General features: G+C 68.5%; 9 protein-coding genes. 2 read left to right on the plus strand and 7 right to left on the minus strand.

What is annotated here, in order from left to right:
* Window positions 1-3: 3 nt before the first annotated feature.
* The gene (gene pmbA, locus FN976_RS19850; protein ID WP_145894797.1) at window positions 4-1380 is read left to right on the plus strand and encodes a metalloprotease PmbA; all 1377 of its coding nucleotides are present in this window, start codon (window positions 4-6) and stop codon (window positions 1378-1380) included.
* A 76-nt stretch (window positions 1381-1456) separates the two neighbouring features.
* Here pmbA and FN976_RS19855 read toward each other — a convergent pair whose 3' ends face one another.
* Both FN976_RS19855 and rpsU read right to left on the minus strand, forming a co-directional pair.
* Complete coding sequence (locus FN976_RS19855) at window positions 1457-1903, minus strand: GatB/YqeY domain-containing protein (RefSeq protein ID WP_145894798.1); 447 nt, start codon at window positions 1901-1903, stop codon at window positions 1457-1459.
* Window positions 1904-1989: 86 nt separating this feature from the next.
* On the minus strand, window positions 1990-2202 hold the full coding sequence (rpsU, locus tag FN976_RS19860; protein ID WP_145894799.1) for a 30S ribosomal protein S21: 213 nt from the start codon (window positions 2200-2202) through the stop codon (window positions 1990-1992).
* A 196-nt stretch (window positions 2203-2398) separates the two neighbouring features.
* Here rpsU and FN976_RS19865 point away from each other — a divergent pair, with 196 nt between their 5' ends.
* Window positions 2399-5050 (plus strand): ATP-binding protein, encoded by a 2652-nt coding sequence (locus tag FN976_RS19865; RefSeq protein WP_186511035.1) that lies wholly within the window; start codon window positions 2399-2401, stop codon window positions 5048-5050.
* On the opposite strand, the gene FN976_RS19870 is transcribed toward FN976_RS19865, so the two are convergent.
* The 5 genes from FN976_RS19870 to FN976_RS19890 are packed head-to-tail and all read right to left on the minus strand — an operon-like array spanning window position 5047 to window position 11991.
* Window positions 5047-6279: a BaiN/RdsA family NAD(P)/FAD-dependent oxidoreductase gene (locus tag FN976_RS19870; RefSeq protein WP_255440610.1), complete on the minus strand. Its 1233-nt coding sequence runs from the start codon at window positions 6277-6279 to the stop codon at window positions 5047-5049. The two genes, FN976_RS19865 and FN976_RS19870, sit on opposite strands and share 4 nt — an antisense overlap.
* A complete protein-coding gene (locus tag FN976_RS19875) occupies window positions 6267-7394 on the minus strand; it encodes a sterol desaturase family protein (protein WP_145894801.1) in 1128 nt (375 codons plus the stop codon). Before FN976_RS19875 ends, FN976_RS19870 begins: the two co-directional genes overlap by 13 nt.
* A 52-nt stretch (window positions 7395-7446) precedes the next feature.
* Complete coding sequence (gene cobA / locus FN976_RS19880; RefSeq protein ID WP_145894802.1) at window positions 7447-8217, minus strand: uroporphyrinogen-III C-methyltransferase; 771 nt, start codon at window positions 8215-8217, stop codon at window positions 7447-7449.
* Window positions 8214-9122 (minus strand): DNA-binding protein YbiB, encoded by a 909-nt coding sequence (gene ybiB, locus FN976_RS19885; protein ID WP_145894803.1) that lies wholly within the window; start codon window positions 9120-9122, stop codon window positions 8214-8216. Before ybiB ends, cobA begins: the two co-directional genes overlap by 4 nt.
* A gap of 46 nt (window positions 9123-9168) precedes the next feature.
* Window positions 9169-11991 (minus strand): nitrate reductase, encoded by a 2823-nt coding sequence (locus FN976_RS19890; protein ID WP_145894804.1) that lies wholly within the window; start codon window positions 11989-11991, stop codon window positions 9169-9171.
* Window positions 11992-12012 lie beyond the last annotated feature (21 nt).

Consider the following 12012-nt stretch of genomic DNA (forward strand, 5'->3'; position numbering starts at 1 on the left):
GCCATGAACAACGCAAAGTCGCAGGCCGCGGCCGGTTTCGCCTACAGCCGCGCCGATTTCGAAGAACTCGTGGACGCCGCGTTGGCCCACGCCCGCAAGCTGGGCGCCACCGACGCCGGTGCCGAGGCCTCCGAGGGCTGCGGCCTGAGTGTCTCGGTGCGCAAGGGCGAGCTGGAAAACGTCGAGCGCAACCGCGACAAATCGCTCGGGATCACGGTCTACCTGGGCAACCGGCGCGGCAACGCGAGCACTTCTGATTTCTCCACGGCCGCCATCGAGCGCACCGTGCAGGCCGCTTACGACATCGCCCGTTTCACCGCGCAGGACCCGGTGGCGGGGTTGCCCGAGCCGGACGACATCGCGCAGCAGAAGGAACAGCGCGATCTCGACCTGTTCCATCCCTGGGCCATCGACAGCGCGCACGCTGCCCAGCTGGCGCTGCGCTGCGAACGCGCCGCCTTCGACACCGACCGGCGCATCACCAACAGCGAAGGCGCCGGCGTTTCGGCACAGCAGAGCCACTTCTTCAGTTCGCACACGCGCGGTTTCCGCGGCGGCTACGCCAGTTCGCGGCATTCGATCTCGGTCGCGCCCATCGCGGGGCGCGGGGACGAGATGCAGCGTGACGCGTGGTACAGCTCCATGCGGTCCGCCGACGAACTGGCCTCGCCGGAAGCCGTGGGCCGCTATGCCGCCGAACGCGCCCTGTCGCGCCTGAAGTCGCGCAAGATCAAGACCCGCGAATGCCCGGTGCTGTTCGAATCACCCCTGGCCGCGGGGCTGCTGGGCGCTTATGTGCAGGCGACGAGCGGTGGCTCGCTCTATCGCAAGAGCAGCTTCCTGCTGGATTCACTGGGCAAGCAGGTGCTGCCGGACCACATCGACGTGCTGGAGGACCCCTTCGTGAAGCGCGGCAAGGGCAGCTCGCCTTTCGACGAGGAGGGCGTCCGCACCCAACCCCGCAAGGTGGTGGACGGCGGCCGGGTGGAAGGCTATTTTCTCAGCAGCTATTCAGCGCGCAAGCTGGGGATGAAGACGACCGGCAATGCCGGCGGCTCGCACAACCTGACGCTGACGTCGCGCCTGACAAAGCCCGGCGACGACCTGCGCGAGATGCTGCGCAAGCTGGGCACCGGCCTGTTCGTGATCGAGCTGATGGGGCAGGGCGTCAACTACGTGACGGGCGACTATTCGCGCGGCGCCAGCGGTTTCTGGGTGGAGAAGGGCGAGATCGCGTACCCGGTGCAGGAGATCACGATCGCCGGGAACATGCGGGACATGTTCACCGGCATCCAGGCCGTGGGGGCGGATGTCTACAACTATGGGGCAAAGACCGTGGGTTCGATCCTGGTCAACAAGATGAAGGTGGCTGGCTCTTAAGAAGGCTGTCGTCCCTGCGTAGGCAGGGACCCAGGGGGGCGAAGGCCTGGATCCCAGCCTTCGCTGGGATGACCCCCTAGGGGGCCAGTGCCGCCTTCACCGCGGCGCTGACTTGTCCCATGTCGGCCTTGCCAGCCAACCTGGCCTTCACCGCGCCCATGACCTTGCCCATGTCGCCCGGCCCCTTGGCGCCCAGCTCCGCCACGATGGCTTTCACTTCGGCGGCGACTTCCTCGGCCGACAGGCGCTGCGGCAGGTAGGCCGACAGCACGGCGACTTCGGCCTTTTCCTTGTCGGCCAGGTCCTGCCGGCCGGCCTTCTCGAAGGCCTCGATGCTGTCCTTGCGCTGCTTCAGCAGCTTGTCGACGATGGCGATGACCTGCACGTCGTCCAGCTCGATGCGCTCGTCCACTTCCTTCTGCTTGATCGCGGCGGTCAGCATGCGGATGGCGCCCAGGCGCTCCGCTTCCTTGGCCCGCATGGCGGCCTTCATGTCGTCGGTGATGCGTTCCTTGAGGGTCATGTTCTTTTCCTGAACAACAAAAGAGAAAGGCCCGCGCGGGGTGTCCCCGTGCGAGCCTTGCGTGGTGAGCCGGGGCCCGTGAAACTCTAGAAGAGCTTCTTCGGCAGCTGCATGCTGCGAACGCGCTTGAAGTGGCGCTTCACGGCGGCGGCCTTCTTGCGCTTGCGCTCGGCGGTGGGCTTCTCGTAGAACTCGCGGGCGCGCAGTTCGGTCAGCAGGCCCAGCTTTTCAATGGTGCGCTTGAAGCGGCGCAGGGCCACGTCGAACGGTTCGTTTTCCTTGACACGGATGGTCGTCATGCTTCTCTTGGTTCAGTGCGCCGGGGGAAGATCGAGGGCCCCTGGCTGGGTTCCCCAACTGATTCATCGATTGGGCCGTTGGGGGTTGGCCAGCAAAGCCCGAGATTATAGCCTTGGTCGGCGTTTCGGCAACTCAGCCGTTCCAAACCCGGCCGTTCGGGCCACCGCCGGGGGGAAATCGGCCAGAATGGCCGCCGTGGGCCCAGGCGAACATTCCGGTGCGGACCGGCTGCAGGAGCAGCGCGAAGTGCTTGGCCGCGCGGGCCGGCTGCTGGCGGCCGCCGACGATTTCGGCGACACGCTGAAGCAGTCCCTGGCCGCCTGCCTGCCGGCCCTGGGCGATTTCGGCTTCTTCGACGTGGCCGTTGGCAACGGTGAAGTGCGTCGCACCGTCGCCGCTTACCAGGGGCCGCACATCGAAAGCTTGCTGGCGCCGACCCAGTGGGTGAAGCAAACCCATCCCGAACTCAATCTCTGCGCATTCTCCACGGGCGACGCCGCCCTGCACCCGGCCATCGATGACGCCTGGTATGGCCGGGTCGCCGCCAACGAGCAGCACTTGGGCCTGCTGCGCGAGCTGGCCTTCCGTTCCATGATCACCGTGCCGGTGCGGTACCGCGACGAGCTGGTGGGCGCGCTCACGCTGTTCATGGGCAGCTCGGGCCGGCGACATGACGCGGACGACCTGGCATTTGCCGGAGAACTGGCCGCTCTGGCCGCACCCGTCGTGGTGACGGCCCGGCTGCTGGAGCAGCAGCGCAACGCCGAGGCGCAGCTGCGCATGCAGGAGGAGCGGCTGCGCCTGGCGGTCGAGGCCGGCCAGGTCGGCATCTGGGATTGGGACATCGCGCGGCAGTCCGTGACGTGGTCGGACCGCGTCTACGACATGCACAAGATGGCGCGTGGCTCGGACACCGGCGGGCTGGAGGGCTTCCGCTCGCGCATCCACCCGGACGACCTGGCCACGGTGGAAGGTGCGTTGCAGGCCGCGCTGGCCGGTGGCCCGGCGTACCGGGCGGAGTTCCGGACCGTGCTGGCGAACGGCGAGGTCCGCTGGATCGCCACGCGCGGCCACCTGGTCCGCGACGGCGCGGGCCAGCCCACGCGCATGGTCGGCGCCAGCACGGACATCACCGAGCGCATGGACCTGCTGGCGGGCGAACGCATCGCCCGGGCCGAGGCGGAGGCCGCGCAGCGCCGGGTGGAACTGCTTTCCAGCGCCGGCGCCCTGCTCGCGAAGTCGCTGGACCCGGAAGACACCTTGCGAACCATCGCCACCACCGTCGTGCCCGGCATCGCCGACTGGTGCCGCATCGACCTGCTGGATGACGAAGGCGTGCTGCGCCGCCGCCTGGCGTATCACCAGGACCCCGAGCGCGCGCAGGAAGCGCTGGAGATGGCCAGGACGATGCGCGCGGCGCCGGCGACGGTGGGCTCCATGGCCTGGTGCATCGCCAATGCCAGCGATCACCACGGCCGGTTCGACCTGCCGCCGGCGACCGACGACCCGGTGCTGAGGGCGTTCACCTCGCACTTCGGCATGCATGCGCACTACATCCTTCCGTTGGTGGCGCGTGGGCGGACCATTGGCGCGATGGGCGTGGTCCAGGCCGAATCCGGGCGCATCCTCGGCCGGGCCGACCGCGCCCTGATCCGCGAGCTGGGGCAGCGCGCCGCGCTCGCCCTGGACAACGCGCGGGCCTATGCCGAAGCGGAGGCCGCGCGCCGCCAGGCCGAATCCGCTAGCCGGGCCAAGGACGAGTTCCTGGCGATGCTGGGCCACGAACTGCGCAACCCGCTGGCGCCCATCGCCACGGCACTGGAGCTGATGGCGCGCCGCGACGCGAAGGCCCACGTCGAGGAGCGGCGCATCATCGGCCGGCAGGTGACGCACCTGTCGCGCCTGATCGACGACCTGCTGGACGTCTCGCGCATCACGCAGGGCAAGGTGGAGTTGAAGCAGGTGGCGGTGGAAGTGCGAACCCTGATCGCGCATGCGCTGGAGCAGACGCAGCCGGTCTATGAACGGCGCGCGCAGCCGGTGCAAGTGCGTCTGGACGCGGCTGGAGCGCGCGTGCTGGGCGACCCGACGCGGCTCACGCAGGTGCTGTGCAACCTGCTGATCAACGCGGCCAAGTTCACGCCCCCCGACGGCCGGGTTGAGGTGACGCTGCGCGCCGATGCGACCTGGGTGGAGATCGTCGTGGAGGATTCGGGGCGGGGCATCGCGCCCGAGCTGCTGCCGCACGTGTTCGACCTGTTCGTGCAGGGCCGGCAGTCGATCGACCGCCGCTCCGGTGGCCTCGGGCTGGGCCTGGCCATCGTGCGCATGCTGGTCGAGCGCCATGGCGGCCAGGTGCAGGCAGCCAGCGGCGGCGACAATCAGGGCAGCCGCTTCACCGTGCGGCTGCCCGCGCTGTTGGCGCAAGGCGTGACCGAAGGAGAGCACCCCATGGAACCCGCCACCCCCACGCTTCCGGCCACCCCGGCGCGCATCCTGATCGTCGACGACAACGCCGACGCCGCGGACACGCTGGGCGAACTGCTCAAGATGGTGGGTTACGAAGTGCGCGTGGCGGGCGACGCCGAGGCGGCGCTGGCCCTCGTGCAGGAGGACCTGCCCCAGTTGGCGCTGCTGGACATCGGCCTGCCGGGCATGGACGGTTACGAACTCGCCGAACGGCTGCGCGCGGACGCCCGCACCCGCGGGATCAAGCTGGTGGCGCTGACGGGTTACGGCAGGGAGAACGACCGGTCCCGCGCGCTGGGGGCCCAGTTCGACGAGCACGTCGTCAAGCCGGTGGCGGTGGACAAGCTGTTCGAACTGCTCGGTCGGATGCTCGCCTAGATCCGTCCGCCCGCAGCCGCCAGCGCTTCGGCGCAGGCGAAGCCGCTGGCCCAGGCCCACTGGAAGTTGTAGCCGCCCAGCCAGCCGGTCACATCCACCACTTCGCCGATGAAGTAAAGCCCCGGCTGCTTCGATTCCATGGTCTGCGACGAGAGATCGCGCGTGTCGACGCCGCCGGCCGTGACTTCCGCCTTGCGGTAACCTTCGCTGCCGGTGGGCACGAGTTCCCAGCGCTGCAGGCGCTCGGCCAGTTGCGCCAGGGACTTGTCGCTCGCTTCATTGACCGGGCGTTGCCAGGCGGGGTCCTGCTGCACCCAGGCGTCGGCCAGGCGAGAAGGCACCAGGGAAGCCAGCTCATTGGCGATCAGCTTGCGGGAGCGCGCCTTGGCCTGCAGCAAGGCCGCGGCGACGTCCACGCCAGGCGCGAGATCGATGCGCAACGGCTGGCCCTCGCGCCAGTAGCTGGAGACCTGCAGCACGGCCGGCCCGCTCAGGCCGCGGTGCGTGAACAGCAGGTCTTCGTCGAAGGCCATGCGCTGCTTCTTCTCGCCGGTCTCGATCCGCACCGGCAGCGCCAGGCCGGCGAGCTGGGCGAACGGTGCCCAGGCATCGCCGTCGAAGGTGAGCGGCACCAGTGCCGGCCGGGTCTCCACGACGCGCAGGCCGAACTGGCGGGCGATGCGGTAGCCGAAATCGGTGGCGCCAATCTTCGGGATGGAGAGCCCACCGGTGGCGATGACCACCTGGCTCGCCTGCACGATGCCCTGGCTCGTCCGCAACGTGTAGCCGCCCTCCGCGGCATCGATGCGTTCCACGGTGCAGGGCTGGCGCCGCACCACGCCGCCGGCGTCGCACTCGGCCACCAGCATGCGGATGAAGTCCTCCGAGGAACGGTCGCCGAACAGCTGGCCCTTGTGCTTCTCATGGAAAGGGATGCCGTGCTTCTGCACCAGCGCGATGAAATCGGCCGGCGTGTACCGCGCCAGGGCGGAGCGGCAGAAGTGCGCGTTCTTACCCAGGAAATGCTTCTGCGGTCCGCGCGGGTCGAGTTCGCGGTTGGTGAAGTTGCAGCGGCCGCCGCCCGCGATGCGGACTTTCTCGGCGATCTTCTCGCTGTGATCGAGCAGCAGGACCTTGATGCCGCGCTGGCCCGCCTGGCCAGCGCAGAACAAGCCGGCAGCCCCTGCGCCGACGACGACGGCGTCGAACTGTTCGGTCAGCCCTTCCACGTGAACGGGAACTGGAACTGCTTGACGAAGCCGTTGGGCACGTAATCGCCCAATACCCCATACGCTTCAGGCCAGGCCTTGTCGCTCTTCACCGCCGTGCCGAACAGGTGATCGAGGAAGGCGAAGTGCGCCGCGTAGTTCTTGTCCAGTGCCTCCTGGTCCTGGCTGTGGTGCCAGTGGTGGAAGTTGGGCGTGACGATCACGTAGCGCAAGGGCCCGAGCCGGACGCTGACGTTGGCATGGTTGAACACGGCCTGGAAACCCACGATGACGATGTAGGCGTCGATGACTTCCTTGGAGAACCCCAGCACGTAGATGGGCGCCAGCACCAGGGTGCGCGTGATCAGCAGTTCGAGGATGTGCTGGCGCGAGCCCGCCATCCAGTCCATGCTCTTCACGCTGTGGTGCACGGCATGCAGGCGCCACAGCAGCGGCACCTCGTGGTACGCGCGGTGCGTCCAGTACTGCACCAGGTCCGCCACCAGCACGATGAGGAACAGCGCCAGCCAGAAGTTCAGCCCCTGCACCCAGCCGCGGATGCCGTCGCTGGCGGCCCAGCCGAAGAACTTGTGCACCATCAGGTTGGTGGCCAGCAGCACGAAACCGACCACCATGTGGTTGACGATGAAATGGTGGAAGTCGGTCTGCCACTCGGCGCGGAACACCGGCTGGTCGCGGCGCAACGCGAACAGCTTCTCGACGAAGATGAAGATCAGCGACGAGCCCAGCAGGTCCAGGATGAACCAGTCCAGCCCGATGTAGGGCGTGTTGTCCGGGAAGTTGGGGTTGACGTGCACCTGGTGCCCGCCCAGGAGCGCCGTCAGCGCCACCAGCAGGAAGGCGAAGGCCGACAGCCAGCGGGCCCGGTTGAAGATGATGTTGACCAGCGAGATGCCGCCGGCGACGGCCAGCGCGCCGAGCATGATCTTGCGGATCACGTCGACGTTGTAGCTCTTGCGCAGCTGCGGCGTGGTCAGGTACTCGGGGAAGTGGAAGGCCAGCACGCCGAGGAAGCACAGGATGGCCAGGCTGAGCGCGATGACGCCCGTGACCAGTCCGCGGCCTGGTCGCAGCTCGCCATGGCTCTCGGTGAATTCGTTGAGTTTGTCCAGCACAGCGCCGCCCTTCCCGCGTCTGGCCGCAGTGTAGCGGCGGCGGGCGCGGACCTCAGGCTGCGCGGCTGCGCGCCACCGGATCGGCGGCGGCCGCGGCCACGCCACGCACCACGTCGCCCACCACGATGACGGCCGGGCTGGCCATGCCCTCGCGCGTGACGGTTTCGGCCAGGCGACCGAGCGTCGTGACGACGTGGCGTTGCTCCGGCAGCGATGCGTGCTGCACCACGGCCACCGGCGTCTCGGGCGGAAGGCCAGTCAGCAAGTCATCCTCGATGCGCGAGACGCTGCTGACGCCCATGTAGATCACGAGCGTGAGCCGGGCGCTGTGCGCGGTCGCGGCGAGCGCGCGCCAGTCGGGCGTGTCCGTGCCTTTTTGCGCATGACCCGTGATGAAGATGACACCCTGCGCATGGTCGCGATGCGTGAGCGGCACGCCCAGCGACGTGGCGGCGGCGAGCCCCGACGTGATGCCGTTGATCACGGTGACTTCGAGCCCGGCGGCGCGCAGGTGCTCCACCTCTTCGCCGCCGCGCCCGAAGATGAACGGGTCGCCGCCCTTCAGGCGTACCACGGTTTCGCCTTCGCGCGCCGCCATCAGCATCAGCTTCTCGATGAAGGCCTGCGGCGTGCTCTTGCAGCCGCCGCGCTTGCCCACGTGGACGATGCGTGCGCGCGGCGAGGCATGGGCCACCACCTCGGGGCTCACGAGGTCATCGACCAGCAGCACGGTGGCCGCCTGGATCGCCTTCAGCGCCTTCAAGGTCAGCAGTTCCGGATCGCCGGGACCGGCGCCCACGAGGGTGACTTTGCCTGTGTTCATGATGCGTCAGCCAGATGCAAGATGTGTTCCACCTGCAGCGCCATCGAATCGGGCACCGGGCGCTTGCCGTCGAGCACGTCGTGGATGTAAGCAGCTGTGGTGTGCACATCCACCTCTTTCGGCAGGTCGGGCAAGTCGGTGAGCGTGCCCTTGCGGCCTTCCTGCAGCAGCACGCGCTGACCTTGCCGGAAGCCATTCATCTCGGGCAGGCGGCGCGCATCGGCCACTACTTCGCCCTCGGTGCCGCGCAGCAGCAGGGCGGTGGCACCGGTGAGTTCGAAGACCGCCGCCATGGAGACGGCGTACTCCGGGTGCGTGTAGCTGCTGACGATGACGGCGGGGCCTTCGCAGGGGTTCATCAGCTTCACCAGGCTGTGTGCGCTGTTGCGCAGGCCGACGGCGCGCCGCACGTCGAGCAGGCGCTTGAGGCCGGGCGAGAACAGCTCGGTGGCGAAGTAGACGGCTTCACCGGGCTCGACGCGGCGCACGGCCGTCTCGGGGGGCACGCCCATCGCGGCGAGCACATCCGGCACGAAGATCCGATTCGATTCGGTGGCCGTGCCATGGATGACGACGGCAAGGCCGCGCCGGGCCAGCAACTCGGCCAACAGCGCCGTGAGCACAGGCAGGCGGCGCGCGCCGTTGTAGCTGGGCAGCACGACAGCTGGCTTGCCGCCGCCGATCGGGACGCGGCGCAGGCGTTCCGCCGTGGCATCGAGGAAGCCTGCCATCTCGTCGGGCGTTTCGCCCTTGATGCGCATGGCGAGGCAGAAGGCGCCGACTTCGAGATCGGTGACCGAGCCATCGAGCAGTTGGCCGAACAGGTCCTGGGCCTGCGCACGCGTGAGCGAACGCGCGCCCTGCTTGCCGCGGCCGATTTCCTTGATGTACTGGCTGATGGCCATGGCTGAATTGTCCCAGAGCCCTGATGACTTTCAGCCATAAGCCGAATCACGCCACTTTCTGCAGCGGGAACATGGCGCGCACAAGCCGCTTGAGTTCCGGCACGCAGGAGCCGCAGTTGGTGCCGCACTTCAGGCTGGATTGCAGCGAGGCGAGGCGCTGGTCCTCGGTGCCTTCACTCGTCGAAAGCTGCTTCTCGATCGCGTACGCGCCGACGTTGAAGCAGCTGCACACCTGCTTGCCGCGCGCGGGCAGTGCCACGGGCGCCTTCGCGCCGGGGGCCAGCAACTGCCGGCCATAGGCCTGCGCCGGCAACTGGTCCTGCAGCAGAGCCTTGATCCAGGCCTCCGCGCTCGTGTCGCCGGCCAGCAGGAAGGCGTCGAGCCGCGCTTCCTTCTCCCCGGCGCGCACCAGGCGCATCGACCGCCGCTGGCCGCGGCGTTTGTCGGCATAGCGCAGGGTGTCGCTGCCGGCCAGGCCGAGCGCATTCTCCAGGCGCTGCAAGATCTCCTCCGGCGGCGCTTCATGCGAAGCGGCGCGGAACAGGATGCCGCTGCGTTCCTGCTTCGTCGCATCCTGCAGCGGCACGTTGTTGGAGAAAGGCACGCACGATGCGTAGGGGAACACGGCCATCATGCGGCGCAGCTCCTCCTGCGAGCGCAGGAATTCCCCCGCGGGCAGCCAGGCGATGCCAAGCACGGTCCATGGCAGTTCGGCCTTCAGGATCTTCACCGCGGCGTGCTTCAGCTCCGGCTGCTTCGACGTGGGGCAATAGGCGGAGGTGGTGATCGCGTTCACGCCGGCGAGCCGGGCACCGGTGCTCGAGCAGCCGCTCAGGTATTCGCCGCCCCAGTGCATGGCGATGAAGGCCTGACTGAGCCCGATCTCGTCGCTGGCCTGGACCGGCAGCACGATCGAGCCGCGCTTGGAGGTCACGTGCACCAGGTCACCTTCGGCCAGTTTGCGCCGGTCCATGTCCTGGGGATGCATCTGCACCGTGGGCTCCGGCACGTGGCCGAACAGGCGTCCCAGCGTGCCGGTGCGGCTCATGCCATGCCAGTGGTCGCGCAGGCGGCCGGTGGTGAGGGAGAACGGGTAGCGCGATTCGCGCGGCTCTGCGAGCGGCTGGTAGGCGACGTCCGCGAAGCGCGCCTTGCCGTCGGCCGTGGGGAACACGCCATCTTCGTACAGGCGCGCCTTGCCCGTGGAGGCACCTGCGGGCAGGGGCCACTGCTGCGGCGCCTGTTCCAGCACCGGGTAGCTGAGCCCGGTGATGTCGAGGTCGCGGCCGCGCGTGCTCTCGCGGTGTTCGTTCCAGACGGCCTCGGCACCGGCGGTGGCGTCGGCGGTGTCGTAGGGAAAGAGCGTAGGGGCGCCAGGACGCAGCCGTGCCTCGAGGCCGCGCGCAAATTCGACGGCGATCACCCAGTCATGGCGCGTGCCCCCGGGCGCGGCGACCGCAGGCCGCACGCGGCTGATGCGCCGCTCGCTGTTGGTGACGGTGCCGGTCTTCTCGCCCCAGGTCGTGGCGGGCAGCAGCAGGTCGGCGTAGTCGCAGGTGGCGGTGGTGAGGAAGGCCTCCTGCACCACCACGAACTCCGCGCGCTCCAGGGCACGGCGCACGGTGGACTGGTCCGGCATGGATTGGGCGGGATTGGTGCACGCGATCCAGAGTGCCTTGATCTCGCCGTCGGCCGCGGCCTGGAACATCTCCACGGCCGTCTTGCCCGGCTTCTCGGGCACCGAAGGCACGCCCCACAACGCGGCGACTTCGGCCCGGTGCGCGGGGTTGGCCAGGTCGCGATGCGCCGACAGCAGGTTGGCGAGGCCGCCCACCTCGCGTCCGCCCATGGCGTTGGGCTGGCCCGTCAGCGAGAACGGGCCGGCACCCGGCTTGCCGATCTGCGCGGTCGCCAGGTGCAGGTTGATCAGGGCCGCGTTCTTGGCGGTGCCGCTGGAGGACTGGTTCAGGCCCTGGCAGTAGAGGCTCAGCGTGCTCGCGGAGGTGGCGAACCACTTCGCGGCCGTGAACAGGTCTTCGCGCTTCAGCCCGCAGGTCTGTGCCACGAGTTCGGGCGTGCATTCGCGCACGCGCGCCTTCAGCGCGTCGAAGCCGTTCGTGTGAGCGGTGATGTAGTCCGGCTTCACCCATCCTTCCCACAGCATGATGTGCAGCAGGCCGTGGAACAGCATCACGTCGGTGCCGGGCTGCAGCGGCAGGTAGAGATCGGCGATCTCCGCCGTGTCGGTGCGGCGCGGGTCGCAGAAGATAATCTTCATGTCCGGCCGGGCGCGTTTCGCATCCTCGATGCGGCGGAACAGGATGGGATGCGCCCAGGCGGTGTTGCTGCCGACGATGAAGATGCAGTCCGCATGGTTCACGTCGTCGTAGCAGTTGGGCGGGGCGTCCGCGCCCAACGTCATCTTGTAGCCGGCCACCGCGCTGCTCATGCACAGCCGCGAGTTGGTGTCGACGTTGTTGGTGCCGATGAGGCCCTTGGCCAGCTTGTTGAAGACGTAGTAGTCCTCGGTGAGCAGCTGGCCGGAGATGTAGAAGCCCACGGCGTCCGGTCCGTGTTCCGCGATGGTGCGGGCGAAGCGATCGGTGGCGATGCCCAGCGCGCTGTCCCAGCTGATGCGGTAGGGCGCCATGCCGGCCTGGTCGCGCAGCAGGGGATGCAGCAGGCGCGTCTGGCGCGTCACTTCTGCCGTGGCGGTGAGGTGGAGGGTCGAGCCCTTGGTGCAGAGCCGGCCGAAGTTGGCCGGGTGGTCCGGGTCGCCGCGCACCCCCGTGATCTGGTCGCCCTGCGACTCGATGATGACGCCACAGCCGACGCCGCAGTAGGGGCAGGTGGACTTGGTTTCCTTCATGGAAGTTACTCCCTCCCCCTC

Origin of the sequence: Caenimonas sedimenti (genome assembly GCF_007833165.1) — a bacterium.
In the GTDB taxonomy this organism is placed as follows: Bacteria; Pseudomonadota; Gammaproteobacteria; order Burkholderiales; family Burkholderiaceae_C; genus Ramlibacter; species Ramlibacter sedimenti.